General features: G+C 51.9%; 23 protein-coding genes, 1 tRNA gene and 1 pseudogene. 9 read left to right on the top strand and 16 right to left on the bottom strand.

Annotated features, from left to right (window positions below; genetic code table 11):
* Nucleotides 1-44: 44 nt before the first annotated feature.
* Together DW189_RS08480 and DW189_RS08475 are read left to right on the top strand one after the other, a co-directional pair.
* On the top strand, nucleotides 45-629 hold the full coding sequence (locus DW189_RS08480; RefSeq protein ID WP_018696391.1) for an HdeD family acid-resistance protein: 585 nt from the start codon (nucleotides 45-47) through the stop codon (nucleotides 627-629).
* 260 nt (nucleotides 630-889) lie between these two features.
* On the top strand, nucleotides 890-2,410 hold the full coding sequence (locus DW189_RS08475; RefSeq protein ID WP_117507516.1) for an arylsulfatase: 1,521 nt from the start codon (nucleotides 890-892) through the stop codon (nucleotides 2,408-2,410).
* A 190-nt stretch (nucleotides 2,411-2,600) separates the two neighbouring features.
* Here DW189_RS08475 and DW189_RS08470 read toward each other — a convergent pair whose 3' ends face one another.
* The 8 genes from DW189_RS08470 to DW189_RS08440 form a co-directional block, all read right to left on the bottom strand.
* Nucleotides 2,601-2,990 (bottom strand): DUF488 domain-containing protein, encoded by a 390-nt coding sequence (locus tag DW189_RS08470; RefSeq protein WP_117507514.1) that lies wholly within the window; start codon nucleotides 2,988-2,990, stop codon nucleotides 2,601-2,603.
* Nucleotides 2,991-3,117: 127 nt separating this feature from the next.
* On the bottom strand, nucleotides 3,118-3,267 hold the full coding sequence (locus DW189_RS14430; protein WP_022332352.1) for a hypothetical protein: 150 nt from the start codon (nucleotides 3,265-3,267) through the stop codon (nucleotides 3,118-3,120).
* A 62-nt stretch (nucleotides 3,268-3,329) separates the two neighbouring features.
* Nucleotides 3,330-3,914, bottom strand: coding sequence for an RNA polymerase sigma factor (locus DW189_RS08465; RefSeq protein WP_055203845.1), 585 nt, complete (start codon nucleotides 3,912-3,914; stop codon nucleotides 3,330-3,332).
* A 323-nt stretch (nucleotides 3,915-4,237) separates the two neighbouring features.
* On the bottom strand, nucleotides 4,238-5,185 hold the full coding sequence (locus tag DW189_RS08460; RefSeq protein WP_022332354.1) for a cation diffusion facilitator family transporter: 948 nt from the start codon (nucleotides 5,183-5,185) through the stop codon (nucleotides 4,238-4,240).
* Nucleotides 5,186-5,189: 4 nt separating this feature from the next.
* Nucleotides 5,190-6,023: an SGNH/GDSL hydrolase family protein gene (locus DW189_RS08455; protein WP_232045669.1), complete on the bottom strand. Its 834-nt coding sequence runs from the start codon at nucleotides 6,021-6,023 to the stop codon at nucleotides 5,190-5,192.
* A gap of 149 nt (nucleotides 6,024-6,172) precedes the next feature.
* Nucleotides 6,173-7,657, bottom strand: coding sequence for a proline--tRNA ligase (gene proS, locus DW189_RS08450; protein ID WP_117507510.1), 1,485 nt, complete (start codon nucleotides 7,655-7,657; stop codon nucleotides 6,173-6,175).
* A 94-nt stretch (nucleotides 7,658-7,751) separates the two neighbouring features.
* Entirely contained in the window at nucleotides 7,752-9,428 is a 1,677-nt protein-coding gene (locus tag DW189_RS08445) for an OmpP1/FadL family transporter (RefSeq protein WP_117507508.1), read from the bottom strand.
* Between the two features lie 24 nt (nucleotides 9,429-9,452).
* On the bottom strand, nucleotides 9,453-10,601 hold the full coding sequence (locus DW189_RS08440; protein WP_117507506.1) for a hypothetical protein: 1,149 nt from the start codon (nucleotides 10,599-10,601) through the stop codon (nucleotides 9,453-9,455).
* 281 nt (nucleotides 10,602-10,882) lie between these two features.
* On the opposite strand from DW189_RS08440, the gene DW189_RS08435 reads away from it, so the two are divergent.
* The 3 genes from DW189_RS08435 to lnu(AN2) all read left to right on the top strand — a co-directional run bounded on the left by DW189_RS08435 (nucleotide 10,883) and on the right by lnu(AN2) (nucleotide 13,038).
* Nucleotides 10,883-10,969 (top strand) — tRNA-Ser (locus DW189_RS08435).
* Nucleotides 10,970-11,295: 326 nt separating this feature from the next.
* Complete coding sequence (gene mef(En2), locus DW189_RS08430) at nucleotides 11,296-12,501, top strand: macrolide efflux MFS transporter Mef(En2) (RefSeq protein WP_005786079.1); 1,206 nt, start codon at nucleotides 11,296-11,298, stop codon at nucleotides 12,499-12,501.
* A 24-nt stretch (nucleotides 12,502-12,525) separates the two neighbouring features.
* Complete coding sequence (gene lnu(AN2), locus DW189_RS08425) at nucleotides 12,526-13,038, top strand: lincosamide nucleotidyltransferase Lnu(AN2) (protein WP_004308783.1); 513 nt, start codon at nucleotides 12,526-12,528, stop codon at nucleotides 13,036-13,038.
* Between the two features lie 446 nt (nucleotides 13,039-13,484).
* On the opposite strand, the pseudogene DW189_RS08415 reads toward lnu(AN2), so the two are convergent.
* From DW189_RS08415 to DW189_RS08380, 8 genes and pseudogenes are all read right to left on the bottom strand, one after another.
* Nucleotides 13,485-13,838: pseudogene (locus DW189_RS08415) on the bottom strand (nuclear transport factor 2 family protein).
* Between the two features lie 88 nt (nucleotides 13,839-13,926).
* Nucleotides 13,927-15,330: a hypothetical protein gene (locus tag DW189_RS08410; protein ID WP_004308779.1), complete on the bottom strand. Its 1,404-nt coding sequence runs from the start codon at nucleotides 15,328-15,330 to the stop codon at nucleotides 13,927-13,929.
* 211 nt (nucleotides 15,331-15,541) lie between these two features.
* Nucleotides 15,542-16,498 carry a toprim domain-containing protein gene (locus DW189_RS08405; protein ID WP_004308778.1) on the bottom strand — a complete coding sequence of 319 codons (957 nt, stop codon included), beginning with the start codon at nucleotides 16,496-16,498 and terminating at the stop codon, nucleotides 15,542-15,544.
* A gap of 212 nt (nucleotides 16,499-16,710) precedes the next feature.
* Entirely contained in the window at nucleotides 16,711-17,787 is a 1,077-nt protein-coding gene (locus DW189_RS08400) for an AAA family ATPase (protein WP_008766855.1), read from the bottom strand.
* 14 nt (nucleotides 17,788-17,801) lie between these two features.
* The gene (locus tag DW189_RS08395) at nucleotides 17,802-18,110 is read right to left on the bottom strand and encodes a DUF3853 family protein (protein ID WP_004308776.1); all 309 of its coding nucleotides are present in this window, start codon (nucleotides 18,108-18,110) and stop codon (nucleotides 17,802-17,804) included.
* Nucleotides 18,111-18,334: 224 nt separating this feature from the next.
* Complete coding sequence (locus DW189_RS08390; protein WP_004308775.1) at nucleotides 18,335-19,378, bottom strand: hypothetical protein; 1,044 nt, start codon at nucleotides 19,376-19,378, stop codon at nucleotides 18,335-18,337.
* Between the two features lie 8 nt (nucleotides 19,379-19,386).
* A complete protein-coding gene (locus DW189_RS08385) occupies nucleotides 19,387-20,682 on the bottom strand; it encodes a YhcG family protein (RefSeq protein ID WP_117507502.1) in 1,296 nt (431 codons plus the stop codon).
* A 63-nt stretch (nucleotides 20,683-20,745) separates the two neighbouring features.
* Nucleotides 20,746-22,029, bottom strand: coding sequence for a site-specific integrase (locus DW189_RS08380; RefSeq protein WP_004308773.1), 1,284 nt, complete (start codon nucleotides 22,027-22,029; stop codon nucleotides 20,746-20,748).
* A 526-nt stretch (nucleotides 22,030-22,555) separates the two neighbouring features.
* Between DW189_RS08380 and DW189_RS08375 the strand changes: the two genes are divergently transcribed.
* From DW189_RS08375 to DW189_RS08360, 4 genes are read left to right on the top strand one after another with little or no spacing between them, the layout of a single operon-like run.
* The gene (locus tag DW189_RS08375) at nucleotides 22,556-23,110 is read left to right on the top strand and encodes a DUF3575 domain-containing protein (RefSeq protein WP_018696409.1); all 555 of its coding nucleotides are present in this window, start codon (nucleotides 22,556-22,558) and stop codon (nucleotides 23,108-23,110) included.
* 11 nt (nucleotides 23,111-23,121) lie between these two features.
* Nucleotides 23,122-24,555: an OmpA family protein gene (locus tag DW189_RS08370; RefSeq protein WP_117507500.1), complete on the top strand. Its 1,434-nt coding sequence runs from the start codon at nucleotides 23,122-23,124 to the stop codon at nucleotides 24,553-24,555.
* A gap of 42 nt (nucleotides 24,556-24,597) precedes the next feature.
* Nucleotides 24,598-25,671: a hypothetical protein gene (locus DW189_RS08365; protein WP_117507498.1), complete on the top strand. Its 1,074-nt coding sequence runs from the start codon at nucleotides 24,598-24,600 to the stop codon at nucleotides 25,669-25,671.
* A 22-nt stretch (nucleotides 25,672-25,693) separates the two neighbouring features.
* Nucleotides 25,694-26,647, top strand: a complete 954-nt coding sequence (locus tag DW189_RS08360; RefSeq protein WP_117507496.1) for a FimB/Mfa2 family fimbrial subunit — start codon at nucleotides 25,694-25,696, stop codon at nucleotides 26,645-26,647.
* Nucleotides 26,648-26,672 lie beyond the last annotated feature (25 nt).

Below are 26,672 nucleotides of genomic sequence, written 5' to 3'. Positions count from 1 at the left end.
CTCTGGTATGTAAATTGCTTTAAGGAAGGGAAAATCCGTATGCTATGGAAAATTTTTCAACCCTGATCGAAAATTCGAAACGCGCCGTGCGCTATTGGTGGCTGCTGCTTATCATCGGCATCGCCCTGTTCGTAGTCGGCATCCTCGTATTCGTCTACCCCACACAAAGTTACCTGGGCATGTCGCTCCTGTTCGGGTGGCTGATGCTGATTTCGGGCATCCTCGAAGTCGTACTCTCGTCAGTCAACAAACATTTCATCACCGGACGCGGCTGGATGCTGGCGGGCGGCATCATCGAGATCGTGCTGGGCATCATCCTGATCTTCAACGTCGCGCTTTCGGCCGCTACGCTCCCGATATTCCTCGGGTTCTGGCTCATGCTGCGTGCGTTCGGTGCCATCGGGCTCGGCAGCGACATGGGCGCCATGCAGATCGCCGGGTCGGGCTGGACAATTTTCAGCGGCATCCTGCTGCTGCTCTGTTCGCTCTGGATTCTTTTCCAGCCGCTCGTATTCGGCACCACGGCCGTCATCGTATGGGTCGGCATCTCGCTGCTCTTCGCCGGGGTCGCCGCCTGTTCGCTCTCGCTCCAGCTCCACCGGGCGCACCGCTGCCTCGGCGACCGCTAAAGCGGCCACGACATATCACCCAAAAGCCCCTGCCGCGGCAGGGGCTTTTTCGTACCCGGCCCTGCAAAATCCTGAAACACCAAGGGGAACAGGGCAGCCGATCACCGCCCGAAAACACCCCTCCCCGACCGCCCCGATAAACAAAGGGGAGTTTCTTCGACCAGAGATAGACCGCAAAAACTTTCTTTTTTGCGATCTTTTTTTATTCTTATTTTATTATTTTTGCATCTAACAGCAAAAAACAACCCAAAAAGCAATCCATGAAAACATCAATCCCCCGGACATTGCTGACGGCCATTCCCGCACTGGCCGCAGCGGGGTGTACGGAAAACCCGGCTCCGCGCCCCAACGTGATCTTCATCCTGATGGACGACGCAGGCTACGGCGACTTCGGTTGCTACGGACAGCAAAAGATCGAGACCCCCAACATCGACGCCCTGAGCGAACTCGGCGTCCGCTTCACGGACATGTACTCTGCGGCACCGCTCTCTTCGCCGGCACGCTGCGGCCTGCTGACGGGGCGTCACGCCGGCCATGCTCAGATCCGCGCCAACGACGAGATGGAATGGCGGGGCGACGTCTGGAACCACGAGGCAATGCTGCGCGATTCGACGCTCGAAGGACAGGCTCCGCTCGAAGCCGGCACCCCGACGCTCGGCTCGGTCATGCAGCAGGCCGGATACGCCACGGCCATGATCGGCAAATGGGGCGTCGGAGGCCCCGCGACGGAGGGTACGCCCAATAAAATGGGCTTCGGCACCTATTACGGCTGCATTTGCCAGCGACAGGCGCACACCTACTACCCGCCCTTCCTGTGGCAAAACGACCGGCGCGTCTACCTCGACAACGAGCTGCTGCCGCCGGGCACGCCGCTCGACGCGGGGGCCGACCCCTACGACCCGCACAGCTACGACAAATACACGCAGCGCACATACAGCCCCGATGCCATGTACGACCAGGTGCTCGGGTTCGTGAATGCAAATAAGGAGCGGCCGTTCTTCCTGATGTGGACGACGCCGATCCCCCACAGCCCGATGCAGGCGCCCGATGCCGACGTACAGTACTACGTGCGTAAATTCGGCGACGAACAACCCATCGAGGGCAAGGGTTATTTCCCCTCGCGGTGGCCGCGGGCGACCTATGCCGCGATGATCACCTACTTCGACCGCCAGATAGGCGGGCTGGTCGCCGAACTCAAACGGCTCGGCATCTGGGAAAATACGGTGATCGTCCTGACGAGCGACAACGGCCCGGCGTCGAACTCCTGCTCGTCGAGCGAGTGGTTCGACAGCGCCCACCCGTTCCGCAGCGGCAAGGGCTGGGGCAAGTCGTCGTTGCGCGAGGGCGGTATCCGGATGCCCTTCATCGTGGCGTGGGGCGGCAAACTCCGCCCGCAGGTGAGCGACCATGTCGGTTATTTCCCCGATGTGATGCCGACCCTTTGCGAATTGGCCGGGGTCGAGCCCCCCGCGACCGACGGCATTTCGTTCCTGCCGACCCTCGAAGGGCGCAGACAACCGCAGCACGAATATCTCTATTGGGAGTTCCCCGGCAGCAAAGGCTGGGTAGCCGTCCGCTGGGGCGAATGGAAAGGTTTGCTGCGCCGCGTGAAAGAAGGGAACGACCGCTTTGAATTATTCAACCTGAGAGACGACCCGCGCGAAGAACACGACCTTGCCGCACAGCATCCCGAGATCATCGACCGGATGTGGCAATTCGTTTCGGCTTCGCATACCGAACCCGCTAATCCGAAATTCAGGATGGAGATCGGCCGCAAATAAGACCGGTATAAAAATTCCGGGAACACGGGCAGGGCCGCGTGAAAAAGCACCGTCGAGGTGCTTTTTCATTCGTAGCGGAGACGAACTGTCGCCCGGACGGAGTTGCCATGCCCGCCACCCGGGATCCATAGGCTTACAAGGCAGGAAGACACCGTCTACCGGCCGCTGCCCGGGCAGGGTGCAACCCGCATTACGAGTAGCGGGCGCTTGTAACCCCGGCCGCAGCCGTGGCGCGGGCGAGGTATTCCTGCAGGATCAGCGCATGGTTCCCGGCCGCACTCTTCGAAGCGTACAGCAGCGTGACCGTATCCTTACCGGCGATCCGGCGGACGAAGTCGCGCACGGCCGGCGAGGAGCGCAGTTCCGCGGTATACCTGCGGCGGAATTCCTCCCACCGCTCTTCAGGGGCGGCATGGAACCATGCACGCAGCCCGGGGGTCGGGGCGATCTCCTTGGCCCACACGTCATAGCGGAGCGCCTCCTTGCGGATGCCCCGCGGCCACAATTTATCGACCAGCACCCGGTAACCGTCCTCCGGAGCCTCGGGTTCGTAAACCCGCTTGATACGTATCCGTGTCATAACGATCGGTTTTTACCCGGACGTCGCAAAAAACATTCCGGACAGGATTTCCGCAAAGCCCGCACCGGATGCAGGGCATTAAAATGAAGGGCGCCTCCCGGCGCCCTTCCCCATCAAAAATTAACCCTTAAAAATTATCTCCATTTCGGAAAACCTCCGAGAGGTAATGGTGTAAAAAGAAAAGATCTGCGTCACCCTGGACAACCTCCCGCATCATAAGATCTTCGTCATCAGAGATGCCTTCGTCTGAAACCTCGTTTTTGTCAATATCCTCCATAGGCATCTAATATTTTGCTTTGTACTAACTAAACGCCCGCCCCATGGAAATATTGTGCGGAATCAGCACAAAACCATATTTTTTTCTTTGATCATCCGTCGCAGGTTGATAAGCGCATAGCGCATACGCCCCAACGCGGTATTTATACTCACGTCGGTTTGTTCCGCGATATCCTTGAAACTCAGACCGGAAAAGTAACGCATCATCACCACCTCGCGCTGTTCCGGAGGCAGCAGCTCGACCAAAGCACGCACGTCGCGCTCGATCTGCTCGCTGACCATCGCGTCCTCCACGTTCCGTTCGGCGAAACGCAGCGACCCCAGTACGTCATAACCCGCCTCAGCCTCGGTGACGGTCTTGTTCTGCCGCTGAGCGCGGAAGTGGTCGATCACCTGATTATGCGCAATACGAAGTATCCACGAGAGAAATTTCCCGTTGTCCGTATAACGGCCGTCGTCGATAACCCGCACGGCTTTGATGAATGTTTCCTGAAAGATGTCCTCGGCAACGTCACGGTCTTTGACCATCATATTGATGTAGTCCCGCACACGGCGGCTGTGGCGTTCGATGAGCTTGGATATGGCACCCTGGTCACCTGAAAGGTAATGATTAAGCAATACCTGGTCACTTAATGCTTGTACGTTCATACTCTTTTCTCCTAATTATAGTTATAAAGAGTAGAATTTTTCCCGATAGGCTATCCTTTTAATGTTGTATGCGCGTCAGTTTCGTGTGTTCGGGCTTTTGAAACGATGGTTTCCGGAGCCTTTACGGCGGCAAGATAAATACTTTTTTCCGAAAAACCAAATTTCTTTCTACTCCGCCGGGGGAAATCCCCGCTGTTTTTCCGGTTGCTGAATTTACAAATTCCGTGCCGGAATCGGCCGCAGCCGTATCCCGTTAGTTATCAGCAAAAAAAGCGGAATAACAAGGAAAAAATCGCGGACAGGAGATACATTTTCCGGGGCCGTCAGGGGCAGGAAGGCGGGTCGCCGCCCGGGATTCCGGCTTCGGCGGGACATTTCACGGGTTCGACATGGATCGAGATGATCGTCCCCTGGCCGAAACGCGCCCGCAGGCGGCGTTCGATATCGACCGTCAGCTCGTGCGAACGGGCGACGCTCATCGCCCCGTCCACCCTAACATGCACTTCGACGGCAATCGCGGCCCCGATACGGCGCGTTCGCAGGTTGTGCGGCTCCCCCACCTCGGGATCGGCCGTAACGATTCCCAAAATCTCCTGCTCCGTCTCGTCGGGCAACGAACGCTCGAGCAATTCCCCGAGCCCCGTGCGGATCAGGTCGAAAGCAACCTTGAAGATAAAGACTGCGACGACCAACGCTGCGATGGGATCGGCGATGCGCCACCGCTGCCCGAGGAAATAGGCACATCCGATGCCCGCCAGCGTCCCCAGCGACGAAAGGGCGTCGCTGCGGTGATGCCAGGCATTGGCGACCATGCTCGGGCTTTCGACCCGACGCCCCTCACGCACCGTATATCGGTATAATATCTCCTTGATGACGATCGACACCACCGCCGCGGCCAGAGCCACGGCGCCCGGGCGGGGCAACTCCCCGCCATCGACGACGATGCGGATGGCGCGGATGCTGCTGAGCAGGATACCGGCGCCAACGGCCGCCAGCGCCAGGCTGATGATGATCGTAGCCAGCGTCTCGTATTTCCCGTGCCCGTAGTCGTGCCCGTCGTCCCTGGGCTTGGCGGAGATCTTCGCGAAGGCGATCACCACCACGTCGGTAGCCATGTCGGAACAGGAGTGCACCGCGTCGGCGACCATCGCCCCGCTCCGGCCCACGATCCCCGCCGCAAACTTCATCGCCGTGAGGACGAGGTTGACCACGAACCCGACGAAGGTCACGCGGTAAATCACGCGCTTGCGTGCTTCGGCTTCACAGGACATGGCACTATTCGAAATTTGCAGGATAAGACGACAACTGGTATGCCAGCGCCTTCGCCATCCGGTAATGCCCCTCGGCATTGGGATGGAGACGGTCGCTCCGCGCGTCGTGGAAATAGCGGGCATGGGAATCCGCATTGGGATAAAGCCCGCAGATGCTGTTCAGGTCGATGACGGGGACGGCCCAGACGTTCGCAGCCTCTTTGACCGCATCCACATAGGCATCCGCATAGAGGCCGAGGCTGTTGGGATAGGATTCGTCGGGCTGGATGTTGTTGTCCCCGAAACGGGCATATCCCCGGTGGATCGGGGTCAGCAGGATCACCTGCTTGTCCGGGAAATTCGCCTTCAGGTAGGACATTGCGATATTGATACGGCCGCGGAAAGTATCCCCGTCCATCGACAACGTCCTCCTTGTCCGGATCTCCGACCGGGGGCCGGTCACCTCGACAGGCACCTCACCGGTCGTATACCACTCACCCAGGGGCGTCCCGGAATTGAAATCGTTCGTCCCGGCAAAGATCAGGATCGCATCGATGTCGCCGCCGCGCTCGGCCCTGAGTTTCTCGCACTGCCCCGGCACGTCCCGCCACTGCTGGCCGTTGATCCCGTAGACGAACGGCACGAGGCCGAGCATCTCCTGCAAATACTGCCAATAGTTCTTCGTCGTGCCGACATGCGCCTTGTCGGTGATCGAATCGCCCATGAAAGCGACTTTCCGTCCCTTCCACTGGGTACCCGCAACCGGCAGCGGATGATCCCCGTCCCCGGCATAGGCCGGGCACACGGCGGCACAGAAACCCAGCAGCCACACCGCGCACAAACATACAGAATATCGCATACGTCCAATCGTTTATAGTATTACCCGGGGCACGCCCCACAAAATAACGGAAGCCCGCCCGCTTCGGGGAAAGGCACAAAAAAGGGCGAACGGACTGCCTCGGCACCCATTCGCCCGTTACCGGCGGAGACGCCCGTCCGAATCCGGCCCTAATAGCTGCGGGCGAAGAGCACCCGGCGGTGCGACGGCTTGCCCGAGAAGACGCACGTGCCCTCCTCATCGGGCGCATCAAACGGGATACAACGGATCGTAGCCTTCGTGGCATCCTTGATCGCCACCTCGGTTTCGACAGTCCCGTCCCAATGCGCGAGCACGAAACCGCCCTTTTTGTCGAGCACCTCCTTGAACTCCTCCCACGTGTCGACCCTGGTAATCATCGACTCGCGGTAGGCCAGCGCCTTGCTGAAAATATTTTGCTGGATTTCGGACATCAGCCCTTCGATGCGCTCCACGAGCCCTTCCTGCGGGACAGTCTCCTTTTCGAGCGTGTCCCGGCGCACCAATTCGATCGTACCGTTCTCCATATCGCGCGGCCCCATCGCCAGACGCACGGGGACGCCCTTCAGTTCGTACTCCGCGAACTTGAAGCCCGAGCGCACGTTATCGCGGTCATCGATCTTCACGCTGATGCCTTTGGCTTTGAGCTGCTCCGCAATGGCCCCGAAGCGGGCACGGATTTCGGTCAGCTGGTCTTCGCCCTTGTAGATGGGCACCATCACCACCTGGATCGGCGCCAGTTTCGGCGGCAGCACGAGGCCGTTGTTGTCCGAATGGGCCATGATGAGCGCACCCATCAGTCGGGTCGAAACGCCCCACGAGGTCGCCCACACATATTCGAGCTTGCCCTCCTTGTTGACATACTGCACGTCGAACGCCTTGGCGAAATTCTGCCCCAGGAAATGCGACGTACCGCTCTGCAACGCCTTGCCGTCCTGCATCAGCGCCTCGATGGTCAGCGTATCCTCGGCACCCGCAAACCGCTCGTTGGGCGACTTGTGGCCGACGATGACGGGAACCGACATCCACTCTTCGGCGAATTTCTGGTATACGTGGATCATCTTTTCGGCCTCCTCGACGGCCTCCTCGCGCGTGGCATGCGCCGTATGGCCCTCCTGCCACAGGAACTCGGCGGTACGCAGGAACAGGCGCGTACGCATCTCCCAGCGCACGACGTTCGCCCACTGGTTGCAGAGGATCGGAAGGTCGCGGTACGACTGGATCCAGTTTTTATAGGTGTTCCAGATGATGGTCTCCGACGTGGGACGCACGATCAGCTCCTCTTCGAGCTTGGCATCGGGGTCTACCACGACGCCCTTGCCTTCGGGATCGTTCTTCAGGCGGTAGTGCGTCACCACGGCGCACTCCTTGGCAAAGCCCTCGACATGGTGCGCCTCCTTCGAGAAGAAGGACTTGGGGATGAACAGCGGGAAATAGGCGTTCTGATGCCCCGTATCCTTGAACATCTTGTCCAGCGCATCGTGCATCTTCTCCCAGATGGCATAGCCGTAGGGTTTGATGACCATACATCCGCGTACGGCCGAGTTTTCGGCCAGCCCGGCCTTCACGACCAGGTCGTTGTACCATTGCGAGTAGTTCTCGTCCGACTTCGTGAGGTCTTTGAGTTCCTTTGCCATATATCTTTGTTTTTTATTTTGTATCAGCCTGCAAATATAATAAAAAAATAAAGGTTCGTCACACGGACGAACCTTTATATTGGCAGGCAAAGCCTCAGAAGCGGAAGCCGAGCGTCATCGAGATATAATGACGCGTCTGTTTGGTGTCGTACAGGCCGCTGTAAGTCTTCATCCCGCCGCCGTTCTGGTATTTGCTGAAGAAAAGCTCGTAGGGCGTCTGTTTCTCGGTCACGTTCTGGTAGGCCACGTCCAGCACCGTATTACGCCCGAGGTTGATCCCGAGGCCGCCCGTAATGTAGTAGCTCTCGTAGACGCTCGGCGAATTGTAATATTGCTGCCTGTCCTTGAACATCGAATCGGTATAACCGCCGCCCAGGCGCACGGCAAGGATCGGCAGGGGGCGCACTTCGACGCCTGCCCGCAGGGTATTCGTACCTTTGTAATTATTCTTGAACTCAGCCTTGTACGCTTCGGGGTGGAAATCGGCGCCTTCGGGCACGTTCTTCACACGGATACCGTTGTACCACTCGCGTTCATAGTCGACCGACACGATGGCCAGGTTGCCGAACGTGTACGAAGCGCCGAACAACAGCCGCGAAGGCGACACGAAATCCCAGCTGTTGCCGCCGATATCGTCCTGCCGCGGCGTAGAATCGAAATTGTACTGGTCGTCTTCCGTCTTATTGTTGATCAGGTGCGATTCGATGTCCGCGCGGTAACTGCGGTCGAGCCAGTAGTAGGTCGGAGTGTGGAACGCCACACCCAGGCGCAGGCCGGCCACGGGGCGCACGATGACACCCAGTTTGAAATCCACGCCGCTGCCGTCGATCTTCGATTCCTGATAGAGGCTCATGTAATCGAGCTGCGCATTGAGCGGGGTACCGTTCTTGTCGACTGCGTTCGTGGAATTTCCGGCGGCATCGAAATAACCGTATTCTTCCTGATAGGTCATGCCCACCTTCTTGTAGACGCTGCGGATGCCGATCGTGGCTCCGACATAGACGACGTTGTTGAAATTGGCCCCCATCGAAACGGCGAATTCGTTGATCGAGCCCTGGCTCACGACATCCATCGAGTGCACCACCGAAGCGTTACGGCCAATGCAGTCGGGCACCCACTGCCCGCCTACGTCGCTGATCAGGTAGCCGTTATAGCCGAGAATGGCCGGCCAGTACCAGGGATTCCAGTTATATCCCAGATTGCCCTTGTCATCGGGGAAAATACCATCCTGCCCGAGCTGCTGCCCGAAGACATCGGCGATGGTCGGCATCAGCTGGTCGGGCTTCGAAGGGTCGTAACGCGACTCCGAGGAGAACGAATAGCGGGTATTGAAATCCGCGATACGGTTCATGCCGATACCGAGCGTAAGGCTCGTGAGCGGGCTGGCCGGACTCTCGAAAACATTGAGCGCCACACCGACGTTGGCAAAAGCGAAGCGGGTCTTGTTATCGCCCACCCACGACGGCGCGCCCTGCGTTTGGCCATGGGCGACCGACAGCAGCGGTGTGAGCGAGAACTCGTTGCGGCGGTACATGCCCAACCCGGCCGGGTTGATCGACATCGACGAAAGGTCGGCGCCCAGCGAAGTGAAAGCCCCGCCCATCCCCATCACGCGCGCCGTACCGAACGGATGCGATCGGGAAAGCGCGGCGAAATCGGTAGACATCATCAGGTCATTGTTGTACGTCAGTCCCCCGAATTCGAGGTTCTGGGCCTGCAACGGCGCTGCGGCCACACAGGCCGCAAGCAATATTATGATCTTACGTTTCATACACTATCTCTGTTTTATCGTTGACTAACGCCCGCCGTAACCGCGGCTTCCGCCCGATGAACTGCCGCCGCGCGAACCGCCGCCACCGCTGTAACCGCCTCCCGACGAACCGCCGCGCGAACCGCCGAAGCTGCTGCCGCTGTTATAACTGCTGCTGCGCGACCCGCTGTCGTAGGACGAACGCCCCGAGTTGCTGTTGTTGCGGTTGTTATTCCACGAGTTGTTGTTCCAGGAGTTATTGTTGTTATTGCGGTTACTGCCGCCGTTGTAAACCGAACTGTTGCTGTTATTGCGGCCGCCGCTCTGGTAATACGTCCTGCCGCTGCCCGAGTTGCCCCCGCGCGAAGTGGTCGTACCGGTACGGTAGCCCGAATTGTTGATCCCGCGGTAACGGCTGCCCGAAGCGACATTCCCCGGGACATAGCGCGAGGGGCGCCCGCCGCCGTCGAGGCGGTAATTATGCGGCCTGTATGCCCAGTGGTGTCCGCCGTGCCATCCGGGCCCCCAACCCGGGCCCCAGCCCGGATGCCATCCCGGCCCCCACCACGGGTCGTACCAGGGATTGTACCAGCCGTTGAAGCCGAAGCTCCAGCCCCAGCTGCCGAACGAGAACGACGGGCCCCATGCTCCCCAGTAGGGACGTGTCCAGCCGTAATACCACGGGTCTACATAAACCGATCCGCCCCATGTCCCGAACATCGAAGTGATGTACTTGGGTTCCACCCAGACCTGGTCACCGGAAATGATGATGTTGTAGAATGCCGGGTCGTAGGCCGTAGCATAGGTGAAACTGCCGCCATAGCGGAAATTATAGTAACTCGACGGCATCCTGTATGTCGGCGACTCGAAGCCCCTCAGGCGCCGTGCATAGGCGCTTTCGTACGTATCGGCTACGATATCCTCGTAGGGGTTCGAACTGTATTCGTAATATTGGTTCTCCGCAGCGGCGGCCTGCGCCTCCGCGATACGCGCCTCCCATTCGGCCCGGCGGGCCTCGGCGGCGGCCTTTTCGGCTTCGGCCTTCGCCTGTTGTTTCCGGGCGATGGCGGTCTTATCGTGCAGCGAGTACAAATCGTCGTTGGCGTATCCCGACGATGCGTAATAGGCCGACGAACAGCCGGCCAGCCCCGCAGACAGGACAAGGGTTCCGATTAAAATTTTCAACTTTTTCATAGCGCACAGTGTGTTTGCGTTAGTTCCTCTTCCATCAGTAAACGAAAACCGTACCGAATTTAGTATCGTTTCTCATCTATATAAACGGACAGGCGGCACCGATACTGCATTCTTCCTCCAGATACAAAGATAGGAATTATTTGGGAAAAGCACGAAAAGAGCCGGATATAGCCGCTTTTTCCCTACCGGAAGAAAAAATTTTCGCACGAAAATGCCGAGAAACAAAAAATATGTCTATATTTGCAGTCCCAAACGGAAGGTTTTTCCGTGCGGAATGTACTGGAGAGATGCCGGAGTGGTCGATCGGGCCGCACTCGAAATGCGGTGTACGGGCAACTGTACCGGGGGTTCGAATCCCTCTCTCTCCGCAACAAACGCTGAAAATCAGCAGATTGCAAAACAAACACCCAGTTTTACACCCAAGAATGTAAAGTCGGTGTTTTTGTTTTATTTAAGATAATACAACCACTACATAATAAAAGAGTAGCGATATTAAAAGAATCCGATGAGAAAAGACTAATATTTATCTATCCATTCAGTTTGATTTTTCAGGACTTTACATCGTCCTGAAAGTATTTGTTATTGTATTCCAACGTCAGGAGTGGATTATAATACAAGTTTTTTGTGTGGATAGAATTTCGTTTTGCTTAATGTACGAAAGTACTTATCTATAAACGCATGAAATATTAGCACAATGAATCATTGGAAATCAACTTTGGCCGTGATAGGAATAGGCCAACTCATATCTATTTTAACAAGTACGATTGTTGGCTTCTCCATTATTTTTTGGATTAGCAACGAATTTAAATCCCCGACAGCTTTATCTCTGGCTATTTTAGCTGGATTTTTACCACAATTTGTATTAGGCTTGTTTGCCGGGGTCTATGTTGACAGATGGAATCGAAAGAAAACGATGTTTTATTCGGACTTGTTCATCGCGTTCTGTACCCTATGTCTTTTTATTGTGATAACCAAGGGTTATAAAGACCTTTCTTTTTTTTATCTATTGACTGCTTGTCGTTCAATAGGCAGTACGTTTCATGCACCTGCTTTACAGGCAAGCATCCCTCTACTGGTTCCCAAGCACCATCTTGTCAGGGTATCAGGTTTGTACCATTCCATTCAATCCTTCAGTGAGGTGATAGCTCCCGTTGTAGGGGCAAGCCTCGTTGTTTGGCTTCCCATACAGTATATTCTGCTCATAGATGTGATCGGAGCTGTTGCTGCTTGTCTGACCTTACTTTGTGTCCAGATTCCTTCTCTTCAAAAAACGAAAGTTCTTCCAGATTTCAAAAAAGAACTGACGGAATGTTGGCATACCTTGCGGCGTACAATGGGCATTTTGCCTTTATTCGTATGCTTTACGCTGGTGACTTTTGTCCTTATGCCTGTTTTTACGTTATTTCCTTTTATGACGCTTCTGCATTTCAACGGAAACATTTTGCAAATGGGAGTTGTGGAAATGGGTTGGGGCTCAGGGGCATTGTTGGGCGGTTTAGTACTTGCCTGTAAGGCTTTGAAAAGCAAGCAAACATTAGTGATGCATACGGCTTATGTGATATTGGGATTGTATCTGATTAGCGCCAGTTATTTACCATCAAGCGCATTTATAGGTTTTGTTTGCCTAACATTTACAGGAGGCATAGCCTATTCCATTTACCATGCGCTTTTCATCGCTATTATTCAGCAGAACTTGGCTTCGGACATGCTTGGACGGACTTTTTCTCTCATCTTTAGTTTGAGTACCTTTCCATCAATGCTGGGTATCGTAGCTTCAGGATATTGGGTGGAAGCATGGGGTATCACATCCGTCTTTATGATCAGCGGATGGGTTATCTTTCTGATTGGAGTGGGTGCAAATTTTATTTCTTCAATCAAGCAGTTGGATAATTACGCATAGTATTATTTATTAAAGAATTATTATATGACAAAGAAAGAACACACTACGATTACAGAGTTATTTCAAGTTTTGGACTTGTTGGAAAGCCTGGACATGCAGTTTTGGTTGGATGGAGGCTGGGGAGTGGATGTCTTGTACGGACAGCAAACCCGCTTGCATAGAGATATTGACATTGATTTTGATGCCAATTATACAGACCAACTCCTTGATCTTTTGCAGGAGAGAGGATATCAAATTGAAACAAATTGGTTGCCCACCCGTGTGGAACTGTATAGCAAAGAATTAGGCTATATTGATATCCATCCTTTTGTCTTGAATGCGGACGGCACTTCCAAACAAGCCGACTTGGATGGAGGCTGGTATGAATTTCAACCGGACTATTTTGGAACAGCAGTCTTTGAAGGCAGAAGCATCCCTTGCATTTCTGCAAAAGGGCAACAAGTATTCCATTCGGGCTACGATTTAAGAGAGAAGGATATTCACGATTTATCTATAATTAAACAATGTATAACAACAATGAGCCTAACAATTAGATAAGAACAAGAAAATGACAGAAAAACAAATTGTCTGGTATATCTTACTTACAGAAGTAAAGATAGACAGTGACACCCAGTCTGTCACATCCCTGAGTGTAGCTCCATTGGCAGTCTTGCCGGAATTCCAGCGTAAGGGAATTGGGGGGGGATGTTGATTCAGTAAGCCCATCAGAGGGCAGCACTTTTGGGTTACGGCACAGCAGTCGTATTGGGGCATAAAGAGTATTATCCTCGATTTGGCTATCGCAAGGCTATCGATTTAGGAATTGAATTTCCTTTCGAAGTCTCTCATGAATATTGCATGGTGGCTGAATTAATACTTGGAGCTACTGAGAATGTGAAAGGTATGGTTTGTTATCCAACTGACTTTAAATAGTTTAACAAGTAAAATTCATTATATAACTCGGACTGGGTATTTCAATTTCCCAGTCCGTATTCTGATAGTACTTATTCAATTGGAAGATTGTGTTGCTTCAAGAATGAAAGTTTATTCCAATACCCTCTTTGAAAGACGATTTTGTTATCTTTTCAATGAAAAAATCCGCATCCACGAAGTCCAAGAGAGTCTTTCCATTCCATGATAGCCCATTCGCCATCTTCAAAAATATTTTCCACCATACAAACCATTTTAGCAGTGGCAAATTCATTCACAAACATTTTGTAGATTGATTCTTTACCTATTATTGGTTCGTTTGCGACTTGATGATTTACTGCATTAGTAGCATACAGCTCTGCTATATGATAAGCATCTGCTTTGTTAAAGCAATCTATCCATTTTTCCAAAACTTCTTTAGGCTTCATTTTTTATAAATTCTTAGGATTTTGATTCTGTAATAAAAACAATCTGTTTGGATGCATAGATACTTGATTTTATTAATAATAGGCTATTCTATATTCTAAATCCTCTGGATTTTTGCTCTCTCTGCACCGAGTTACGTAGATTCTGCTGTAACTTTTCCCATTGTTCCTTAAACCATTGTACTATGGGTTGTCGGTTTATGGTCAGCATAAGCTTACCACTATCCATCGGATGTTTCTCAACCCTAAAAATATCATTCTTGATGTCAAATTTCCACCTGTGTTCTTCGGAATAAATTTTGCCACTACATTGTATGGATTCTTTCTTTGTCAAGAGGTTTTCTATCATGTCTTTGGTAAACCCGATAACAGCGCATAATTTTTCCATTCTCAACATCTCTTTGAACATGGGAAACCATTTGTGGGCTTTTTCAAGCAAGGTGCTCAATCGTGATATTTCCTTGTCTTTGGCTTCAAGTTCTTGATTATGTATTCTTTGAAGATTACGAATTTGTCTGCTATGCTGTTCCTGTATTTGTTGTATCTGAATTTTTAATTCATCAGTAGCTTTGTCCCGTTTGGTAATTTCCTGATGTAGCTGCTCGATGTGATGTTCCAGTTCTTTCAGCTTACCGCTTCCGAAAAGAGAACCTACACCGCTTGCTATGGCGGTAGCAGCATTGGTGGCTGTTTTCTTTAGTTTGTCCGTGCGTATCTCTGCTTTTACCTGTTTGAGTTCCTGTTCGGCAAGGCTTACTTGTTGTTCCTTGTGTCGCTTGGTTTCCTCTATACGTTGCAGTTCGGCTTTCTGCTTCTCAATGATGAAATCATTTCGTTCCAGATGCTCTTTACCTGTGACAGCTTTTGCCTGTCCACGTTCCATCAGGAGAATATCGGAAGCAAGGGTCTGCATGGTTGCCATATCCTCGTCATTGAGCTTTCGGCTCTTTCCAGTTTCATGGTTCATCCAGTCGAATACGACATGAGCATGATAATTTGGTTTGAACCATCTGTTACCGACTTGGAAGCTCTCCTTGTCTTCTGCTTCCGGCTGACCGTTCAGCCAATGCCCTTCGTCTTTATGCAGGAAAATCTGTAGCGGAGTGATGCCCCAGCGTCTTTGGCACTCTTCACCGAATTTGCGTACATCAGCCAGTGTGGTGTCCGGTCTGATAAGCAATACTCCTTCACGGATGGGTGAGCATCCCGCCACCTTGATAATCTTTCCATTCTTTCCCTTGCGTTCCCTTTCCTTTTCCTGCATGGCACGTCCGGTCTTTTCCTTGACCATTTGCTTGATATTGTCATAATGAGTTCGCAGTTCGGGAGTGCCGAAGTCGGGATTTATCCACTGTTCGTTATCGGTGGAAAGTTCGGGAACGACATAGATTCTGGACTCCCCGATATTACGCATATACTCGGCAGTCCTTCGGTTGTGTGCCTCGCTCGATGCGATGTTGCAAGGCTTGATATGTATGCTTGATTTTGTTGCCATAGCTTCTTTCCTTTGTTTACAATTGATTTACTTTGCTCGCTTTCGCAGAGGGGTTCTTAGGGGTAACCCATAAGCGGAGATTGCAAAGAGAGGGTCACTCTTTGCTCGGGGTTCTCAGGGGTGAAACGCCCTGAGTGGGTCATTAGGGCAAAGCCCTAATCCCCTCGGGAGAGCCCACAACTACGAAAGCGAAGCGTGTAGTTATAGTGGGCTATAACTGGAAGCCGTTCTTCTTTTCCGGTGATTGGCTGCGCACCCCTTTGGCGGACTGGAGCTGCCTTTTTCTTTCAATCTGTTTCTGTAAGTATTCGTTCAAGTCCTTGCATCCTCTGTAAATCTGCGAAGCGTCCCGGATGTACCGCTCTCTGCCGTATTCCATGCGGATTTGCCGGAGTGCTTCCAGTCCTGCATGGTCGTTGTCGAAAAAGCAGTGGATGCGTTCGTAATTGCCCAACGGATAGAGAGCCTTGTTTACATTCGATACGGAGTTCAATACAATGTAGTCCTGCCCGTCCAATTCCGGATAATTTGGGCAGCTCTCTTGTCTCAATGTCAAAAAGGAGAGGTAGTCCATAAATCCCTCGAACACATAACAGGTATTCCTCGCTTTTCCCGACTGCCTGATGTGGGAGATTTCCTTTGGGGCGATGCAGCCCTTGAAATAGCGGTTGCGGATTTCATATCCACACGAACCATTGGGAAAGGCGATGGCAAAGTACCGCTTGCCGTTGTGAGTGAAACGTGCTTCACTACATTCTCTTTTCGCCAGTTTTATGTTAATTCCTCTACCTTGTAAGTAGGCAAGCAGGGCAGTAGATGACAGCGGAACAATCTCCAACTGTTGGAAGCTCGGCTCGGAAGAGTTTTGCTTTCCAAAAGAGAAAGATACCGGGCGCACGTGCGGTGTCTGCTCTGCTATCCGTTTCAAGATGTAAGGTACATGGTCGGTAGCGTACAGGTGTGCAGCCAGTTCTATGATACCACCACCTTTACCCAAACCGAAGTCATACCATTGTTCACGTTCGGTATTTACCTTGAACGAGGCTTCGGCTTCTTCCCTTAACGGTGATTTATACCACAGATTGACACCTTGTTGCTTGACGGGAGAATATCCTAAACTATGCAGATAATCCGCTATTCTGATTTGCTTGGCTGTCTGTATATCCATAAAATGATTGTTTTAGTAGTTGGTGAATTGGTTTATTTTTCTTTTTGCCCGTACCTTTTTAGGAAGTACGGTCTATAATCACTTCACTAAATTCTCGTATATATAGGATACGGTAATAAAGTGAAGTGATTTAGTCCCATTCCCCAAGCACTTCACTATATTCCTAATATATACACCCCGAGAATAAAGTGAAGTGATTGCAGGGAAATGGGCTAATAGTGGAAGTCAGGCATGAATGTGTATTTTCTGCCTGTCTCCTGCACTATCATCCGTTTGTTGCGGAGCATGGTGATGAGCGATACCGCCTTTTTATGGTTCAGCTTTACACCCACTGACATATAGGTCTTGATTAAGGCATCTTCCAGTTCCTTGTAGCCGTATTCCTCTTTCAGCCCGAAAACGGCTTCCAATGCGATACGGTGCTGCTGCTCGGTGATATGCCTGTAAGGGTCGAACTTCTCTTCTTCGGGTCTTCCCGGCTTCTTTGTTTCAGGTTTGTATCCCTCAATGAGTTCGGGAAGGGCTTTGTCGTTGATACGGAATGCGAAAGGCTCAAAGTCCATTGCCCGGATGTGAATGGCTGAAACATGGCTGATGTCACCGTTGCCCTTGTCCTTTTCTACCTGCAATACGGTTTCCGCCTTGTTGTTCAACTCCGTACCAATGTGCCCTCTTGCGTTCTCATCCCCTTTGTTCTGATGCAGTATCGTATGGATATGTATCTGCCTGTCGTCCGTCCACTGCATCAGCTTGGATATGATGCGTGTTGATTCACTGGGGCTGTTGATGTCATACACCATATCCCGTATGCCGTCTATAATTACAAGACCGATTTCGGGTGTATTGTAAATAGCCTGTTCCACAATCCTGATACGCTGCTCAGGCGTGTATTTTCTTAAGGCAAGAAATTCAAGATTCTCATTGTCCCTATCATCTGGCAAACCAGCCATTCGCAAAATGCGCGTCATGACTTTCAGACAATGGTAAGGGCTTTGCTCTGTATCAACATAAAGCACTTTCCGCTTATCTTCAGGCAGTTCAGCCACATACCGCAGCACTGTGCCGTTCTTCAATGCAGCGGCTACGATAGCCGATACATTGAACGTTTTTTTACTTTTGGCTTTGCCGATGGATGCGCTGAAATTACCCAATGTCCCAATGACAGAATCATGTACTTTAAGGATTTCAGGTGCTTTCTCATAACTTTTCGACAGGCTCAAACGTGAGGCTTGCCAAAGGATTATGGCTTCTTCAGCCGATATTTCCTTAGTCTCTTTCATATAGTCCATAGCCATGCCTCCCGTTATTTCCGTCCTCCTGTTTTCTTTCCAGCCAGTTCAAGGGCAAGCTCAACATCCACGATAATCTTACGTCCTATCTGAGTGATTGCCTTGTCAATCTTTCCGCTTTTCTTGATACGGTTGGCGGTGGGTAGGCTGCACCCGAACAGTTTGGCTATGCCCAGTATTCCGTACACATATTTTCTTTCTGTGTCTGTAATGGGCTGTGGCTGCGTTTCCGTTTGACGGGAAGCGTGCTTACTTAGGAATATGAACTCTTCACCTGTCATCTGCCAGACGGGTTTTGATAATAATTCTTGAAGATTTTTCATCGTTCAATCTATTTAGTCGTTTAACAATCAGCCCTGCGCACTGGCTGTTATCTCTGTTCTCGAACGATGCAAAATTAGGTAGGGTTGTAAGTGGTAAGGATGTGGTTGATATAAATGGAATATCTTGTTATTTATCTGAATATCAGATAATAAAAATACCACTCAAAAATTTAATTTGAGTGGTAAAAGTGGTTGTTTCGTAAAATGTCAGGGCATATCACAGATTATCGGAATATACCATCCATTTCTTTGGCAAATTTCCGGTTGCTGTCACTGGGGAAATCGGAAACAGGCTCTTTGTACTTTGACTTGTAGTAGCTTTCCTCAATATCCAATATTTTCAGGATATTCCTCTTCCAATTCTCCCTGTCCTGTTTGGGCAGTTTTTCGCTCATCAGGAATATCAGATAGCAGGTACGTATTTTTTCTCTCGGTCTGATTTGGGGTTTGGTGTCGCTTGGTAGCAGGTTCATGCAGGTATAGAAATCATGTTCGGAAATATTCTCGAACTGTTCTCCCACGCAGGTTACATGAATGAGCGAAAGCAGTTCCATATTGAAATACTCAGTCTGTTTCGTTCCCAGCACTTCTTCCTGTATGTTGGGGGCATTTGGTTCTTGTTCGGCTGGCTCTTCCGGCTCGTTTGTTTCATCAAATACATATTTCGCCAATGTCTCTTTGAGGTGGCAGCCCAGCCGATAGATTTCATTGAAACGGCTTTTTGCATATTGCAGGGCTTTCTCTCTGGTCTGTTTTTGCAGATCGTAGAGTTCGGTCAGCTTGTTTTTTTTCTCCTCGTATTCATCTTTGCACCGTTCATATTCCATTTCCGCACGCTTTTCATCCTCTGCAGTGTGTTCCCGATAACCTATGGAATCGTATCGGTGGTATGCTTCGTTTAGCGGAGCATGGAGCTTGGTCGTCTTGTATTGCTGTTCTTCTATGGCTTCTTTATAGATTTCTGAAACTCGGAAGCAGATATTGTAAACGGTCTGTTCATCCGGCATACATCCTTTCTTGTAATAACTTATGTTTTCGCATACTTCCTTTTTCAGGCTATTCAGAATCAGTGTGTATTGCTCCTGTGGAAGATGAAACACCAGTTCAAGAATGGCTGTTTCAAGAACCGTTACATCATTGTAGTCCAGATAGAACTTGGTAATGAATTTCTGCTTTTCAAAAGAGAAACCTTTATTATCAAACCAGTCTTTATATATTCTGTTCAATTCTCCGTATCGGGGAATCAGCGTTGTAATTACATCTTTCATGGACGCAACTATTTTTGAGTGTTATTGTCTTTGTCAAGGAAAGAGGCCAGTTCTTCTTCCACTTCTTCCACGCTGGGCAACGCTGATTTCAGTTTCTCGGGAATCGCTTTGCTCAATTGGTAATCGCTGATGCCGATGGGCTGGTCATAGCCTGTCAATGCGTATTGTGCCACAACTTCGTCTTTTCCCTTGCATAGCAACAACCCGATAGTCTTGTTGTCATTCTCTCCCCTCAGTTTATCATCCACCACATTGATGTAGAAGTTCAGTTGTCCTGCATACTCCGGTTTGAATGGGGTAGCCTTTAATTCTACCACGATATATGCGTGCAACGGAATGGAATATAGAATCAGGTCGGCAAAGAAATCGCTGTTTCCGACTTGGAAGTGCTTCTGCCGGGCAACGAAGGCAAAACCGTTGCCCATTTCCAACAGGTAGCGGGTAACGTGTTTCACCAGCTGTTCTTCAATATCCCTTTCGTCTGCTTTTTCTTTGGCTCCTGCCAAATCAAAGATGTACGGGTCTTTGAGTAGGTAATTGGCAAGGTCGCTTTGTGGAGCCGGAAGTGTGGTCGTGAAATTGTTTACCTTGTTGTTGCTGATTTGTCGGCTATACAAATCACTGTCAATTTGCATTTTCAATACATTGCTGCTCCATCCCATTTCCACAGACTGTTTCATGTACCAGTAGTTTAGACCTAAAGGTAGCGAACTGTCAAGTATAGTCATTTGGCTTGTCCAGTTTATTTTGGCTATAGGAGAGGTCAAGAAAACTTCTTCTATTTCCCTGATTCCCATCCTGTAAATGGCAGACACGGTTTTTCCCACATCTTCAAATTGCGCAGGAACTTCCTGCGTAATTGCTAATGATTGACAATCAATCGATTGTATTTGCGCAGTAAGTTCCTGCGTAAATTGCTTGTCATTCAGTTTTAATACTTCATTGGTCACACTCTGTATGGTTGGGACAGACAGGCTTGCATCTGTTTCTATGAAACTTTGCAACGCTCTTAAAGGATATGCTTTTGCAAACTGGCACATATAGGTAAGGTTACGTTCCGAATAGCCTTTCTTTTCAGGGTAATGCAGTCGGATAGCCTTTGCCAACTGCTTGATGATTTTGCTTCCCCATCCGTGCAGCTGCTGGTGATAAAGGATGTAATTGCCTATCTTCCAGTAATGGAACAGCATTTGTGCATTGGCTGCAACAATCAGCCTTACTTGTGCCTGTTCTATTTCCGAACCGACCGCTTGTATGAATGCATCAAAATTCGTTTTCTCTATGTTGGATTCCTTGTTGCTCATATTGTGATGATAATTTCTACAAATATAGTCATTGGTAACTATCTATGAAACTGTTTGATACTTTTATAGTTGATTAAACTTGTTCATGGCATTTGCCTTAATATCATCCGCTATGTCAATGTAGGGTTTCATAGCTTTGTAGTCGCTGTGTCCCGTCCATTTCATGACCACCTGTGCCGGGATTCCGAGAGCCAGCGCATTGCAGATGAATGTCCTTCTTCCTGCATGGGTACTGAGCAAAGCGTATTTGGGTGTGACTTCATCAATACGTTCATTTCCCTTGTAGTAGGTTTCCCGTACAGGCTCGTTGATTTCTGCCAGTTCGCCCAGCTCTTTCAGGTAATCGTTCATCTTCTGGTTGCTGATGACGGGCAGAGCCATGTAATTCTCGAAATGGATGTCCTTGTATTTGTCCAGTATGGCTTTGCTGTATTTGTTCAGTTCAATCGTCAGGCTGTCGGCAGTCTTGACTGTGGTTATTTCGATGTGGTCGGACTTCACATCGCTTCTTTTCAGATTGCGAACATCCGAATACCGCAAACTCGTAAAGCAGCAGAACAGGAAAACATCACGTACACGTTCCAGGTATTGCTTATCCTTGGGTATCTGGTAGTCTTTCAGCTTGTTCAGTTCATCCCAAGTCAGGAAGATTACTTTTTTCGAGGTGGTTTTCAGTTTCGGTTTGAACGTATCGTATGCAATGTTCTGATGATGTCCTTTCTTGAAGCTCCAGCGCAGGAACCATTTGAGGAATCCCATTTGCTTGCCGATGGTGCTGTTTCTCATATCCTTGGTGTCACGCAGGAAGTTGACGTATTCGTTCAATCCAAACTCGTTGAAATAGTTGAACGTTGCATCCTCCTTGAACTCTTTGAGGTGGTTCCTCACTGCTGCAAATTTTTCATAGGTGGATGCCGTCCAGTTATTCTGGTTACCGCACTCTTTTACAAACTCATCGAACACCTCCCAAAAGCTGACAGGGGCTTCTTCCGGCTGTTCTTCGCTGGTGTCTTTCATTCTCATGTTGAAAGCTTCCTTCAACTGTTGGGTCGTTGGCATGACCTCCTGCACCTCAAATTCCTTGAAAATATTCTGGATTTCGGCATAGTATTTCAGCAAGTCCGTATTGATTTCGGCTGCACTTTGCTTTAGCTTGTTGGTACATCCGTTCTTTACCCGCTGCTTATCTGCATCCCATTTGGCTACGTCAATCCGGTAGCCCGTTGTAAACTCGATGCGTTGGCTGGCAAAGATGACACGCATACGGATGGGTACGTTCTCTACGATTGGCACACCGTTCTTTTTCCGGCTCTCCAATGCAAAAATGATGTTGCGCTTGATATTCATAATTGGGTGCGTTTGAAATTCTACACCCAAATATACACCCAATTATTGAGATAGCAAAAGACATTTAGAAACATTTACTTTTACTCTATATTGTAATTTACACTTGATTATCAGTCGTTTGCAGTTTTATGATATTCTGTGAAAGTATAAGTTCGAGAGCCTCTCTCTCCGCCAGCGAAACCCTGCAAAGATTTAATTTGCAGGGTTTCGTGCGTTTAGTCCAGAGGCATTGAAAAGCGATGCAATGCAGGTCAGCCGCGGCCTGCCCGCCGTACCTGATTCGGTAATGCCATGGATTGGGTGATGAAAACCCAACTGTCTCTCATCCTCCACCCGTCTCTGCTATATTTTTTATCATATTATGATACAAACCGTTGAACCTAAGCGTTAAGAGTTCATCCATTTCTGGCAAATCATTTGCACGCACGAGCCATAGCCGCGCCTTTTGAGTACCATCCTCTTCAAGGCGGACACCGGACGTATCGATTTCATCCGGACACTTTCGGGACAATAAAAAAATATGGTAATGAATAAAATTTATTTCATGCTGGCAATCCTGCTGGCATCGGTAAATTCATCTCTGGCCCAGAAATGGGCCGTCAAGAGCAACTTGCTCTACGATGCCACAGCTACGATCAACCTGGGTGTCGAAGCGGCGCTCGGCCCCCGCGTAACGCTCGACATATCGGGCAACTACAATCCGTGGGAGTTCGGCGACGCCCGGTGGAAACATTGGCTGATACAACCCGAAGTACGCTACTGGCTTTGCGAGAGCTTCAACGGCCACTTTTTCGGCCTGCACGCCCATTACGCCGAATACAATGCGGGAGGGATCAATTTCAACGCCGACTTCCACCGCAACCGCTATCAGGGACACCTCTACGGTGCGGGTTTATCCTACGGTTATCAGTGGCTAATCGGCAAGCGGTGGAACCTCGAAGCCACCGTCGGCCTGGGGTACGCCCGTTTGTGGGATCGGAAATATCCGATCGCCGAATGCGGCGAAGTGATCCGCACCCGGTCACGCAACTATTTCGGGCCGACCAAAATCGGCCTCGCACTCATCTTTATCATTAAATAACACAGCAGGATATGAAACGCCATACAAAGCAACGCATAACCGGCTTACTGGCCGTATGCCTGACCTTTACCGCGGCAGTCTACGGTCGCGAAGGGAATCCGGCCGCTTACAGGAGCGGCGACCGGCTTTGCGTAAGACTCCCGATCACCGCCGGCATCGACCTCCCGACCAACGGACAACTGACCGTCACGCCGGTCGTCAGCGACGGCGAAAACCAAATACAACTGGCTCCCGTCGTTTTCACGGGACGCATCCGGGAGAAAGTCAACGAACGCCGGGAACGGCTTTACGGCATACCGGCTGTTACCGAAGGTGTTTTCAGCAATACGGTCATCCGCCGCAGCCGGAAAAATTCGTCAGCAAATGCGGTTCTTTTCGAAGGTGATATTCCTTACGAGCCGTGGATGGCGGGCGCACGGATCGTCCTTTACCGCGACCTGGAGGGATGTGCCCAACACCGGACGGCCCTTCCGCCGCTGGTCGCCGCCGAGATCGCCCCTGCCGTACAACCGCGGCTGTCGTTCCTCGTTCCCGCAGACGAACCCAAACGCCGCAGCGAACAGATCACGGCTGTCATACACTTCCCGCAGGGCCGTTCGGTACTGCTGCGCGGATTCGCCGACAATAGCAGCCAACTGGCGCGCATCGACAGCCTGACTGCACGGTTGCTGGGAAACGACGGCCTTTCGGTAGAGAACGTCTACCTGAAAGGATATGCCTCGCCCGAGGACACCTATCCCTATAACACCCGTCTTTCCGCAAACCGCGTACGGTCGATCCGCAACTACCTGCAAGAGAACTTCGGACTGGACAGCGCGGTCTTCATCACCGCGACCGAGCCGGAGGACTGGGACAGCCTGCGGCGTTGGGTCGTCCTGTCCGACCTGCCCGCAAGGAACGAGGTGCTGGCCGTGATCGACACCGTGTCCGATCCCGATGCCCGCGATGCCGGCATCCGGCAAATCGACAACGGCGCAACCTACCTCAGGCTGCTGCATGAAGTTTATCCGCAGCTGCGGCGCGTGGATTACCGCATCAGTTATACACTGCCCCCGTTCACCGTGGGCCAGAGCCGCGAACTGATCGACTCCCGTCCCGAATGGCTGAGCCTGGGCGAAATGTGCCGGCTGGCGGAATTCTATCCCGTCGACTCACCCGAAAGAGCCTATGTCTGTGCAACCGCGCTGGAGTTTTACCCCGACGATCCGTACGCCTGCAACAACATGGCGGCACTGGCCCTGCGCTGCGGCGACATACAAACGGCCCGTCAATGCCTGAACCGCTGCGCCGGGGATCCCTGCACACTGAACAACCTCGGCATCCTGTGCCTGATCGACGGCGATTCGGAAAAGGCGCGCTACTGCTTCTCGCTCGCCGCGGAAGACGGCTCCGGGGAAGCGGCATACAACCTGGCGCATTTCGACGAATTGAGTTGCGAATGGTAAAAACGACTTCATTTTCCAAATAATACTATAAAAAATAAAACCATGAAAAAAATCTACAATTTGCTCTTATTTACGGTTCTTACCGCCGGCCTCGCAGCTTGCTCCAGCGACGAAGAAAAAACGGATGTTGCCGGCCCTGCCGCCGGGAACCTGCAAATCATCACGCGGACGCCCCAGGCGGCTGCGGGCCGCGGGCCGGTCTACCGCACCGGGGAATTCCGGATCCTGGCATTCAAAAACACCGGCCCGGGTTATGTCTATATACAGGACATTCCGCTCGGCGGCATGAATTTCGACGGCACGGCGCTCACCGGCACGGTGCAGCTTCCCGCAGGCGACTATAAGTTCCTGCCCTCCTACGGGCTGGTAACGCCGGGCAATTACACGTGGCCGGACTTCACGGACGCCACCCTCTCCGATGCGCTCTACGTGACCCATACCGGGGAGAATTTCCCGGCGGCGTTCATGCTCAACACACCGCTCGATGCGGTTCCTTCCCACACCATCTCGCTCGACGGCCCGAAACAGACGGTCAGCACCACGCTCCGCCGCGCCGTTTCGCGCGTGGACGTGCTCTTCATCCGCGCAGAGAAGGATGCCGCAACGGGCGTCTATACCGAAAAAGCGGGCGGCGACGTTTTCGGCCCCGAGAAACTGGCCGGGGTGAAACTGGCCTATACCGGTGCCAACAGCCGTCTGGGGCTTTCGGGCGAGAAAGTGTCCGGTCTTACCGACGTGTCCCACACGATCGACACCCCTGCGGACGTGGTCACGATGGGCACGGGCGAATCGACGGTCGTCGGTGCCGACAAATACGATTTCGAGAACGTACAGCCCGCCGACATCATCTCCGGCTCCGCGCATCTGAAAGGCACCTACCTGATCCCCAATCCCGACAATACGGCCACGACCGGATTTTCGATGCAGCTCACCTCGGGCGAAGGATCGGCACGCACCATCGCCCTGCGGGACAAGATACCCGTCGAACGCAACAAGGCGACACTGATCCGGATTTACGTATTGGGCGAAAACGTCTTCACCACGGGTGTCGATTTCGAGGTCGAGGTCGATACCGTCTGGGACGGATCGAACTTCGTGGACGGGGAAATCGACTGACAAAAGCCAGGGAGACAGAATCATGAATAATCGGATTCATACGACCATCATCCTGGCAGCCGCCGCTTTCGCAGCCTGTTCGGGGTCGGAGCGAGCAGATATCGTTCCGGCCACGGAAACCTCGCGTATCATGCTGGTGCGCGAAGGGGCCGCGGATGTCTCGGTTTACGCCTTTCGCCGGCAGGGAGCGGTTTTCCTTTTCGACACGCTGTTTCGCGAAGGATGGACACCCGACGGCAAACTGTCGGTACGCATGCCGAACGGCCACTACAAATTCCTGTTCGCCAGCGGGGCGGCCGACCGGATCGCCCTGCAACCCGCTCCGTTAACGCGGCAAACTTCATGGGAAGAGGCGGCCTTCGTCTTGCGTGAAAACGCAGCCATGCCCGGCACCTGTTTCCCGGCCGATGAACTGTTCCTGCAATATCCCGCATCCGACGCCAATACGGTCTACACGATCGACGGCGCGGCACAAACCGTTCGCGCCCGGCTCACGCGCGCTGTTTGCCGGATCTCGGTCACCGTCAAACGAGGTTACCACGACGGCACGCGATACGTCGAGGTTCCCTATGCCAAACCGCAATCCGTGCTCGACCAGATCGGCCGCATCGAACTCTCGGCCGACCACACGGGCCTGCGCGTGAATCCCGGCGGAAGCAGCGGAACGGCCACGGTGACGGCGACACTCACAGCGGCGGATTATGCGGAACTTACCGACGGGGGATTTGTCCGGCTCGAAGGGCCTTTCGTCATTCCGCCCGCCGACGGCGGGGAGGTCGGCCTGGATATCACGGTCGTCCCCGCGGCGGGAGCCGCCCTGCAACCGGTGCAGCTGCGCCTGACGGGTAAAGCCGAACGTAACAAGCAACTCGACATTACGCTCTGGATCACGTCGGATTACCCCGTTATCGGAGTAGAAATACAAACGACCCCGATCACCGAGGAACAGGACGGCGATACGGGCATTTGGGAATAAAAGATTGAACGTGATGAAAAGAAAA

This window comes from Alistipes sp. AM16-43, from assembly GCF_003435745.1.
GTDB classification, from domain to species: Bacteria; Bacteroidota; Bacteroidia; order Bacteroidales; family Rikenellaceae; genus Alistipes; species Alistipes onderdonkii.
This window is presented reverse-complemented; position numbering and strand designations above follow the sequence as displayed.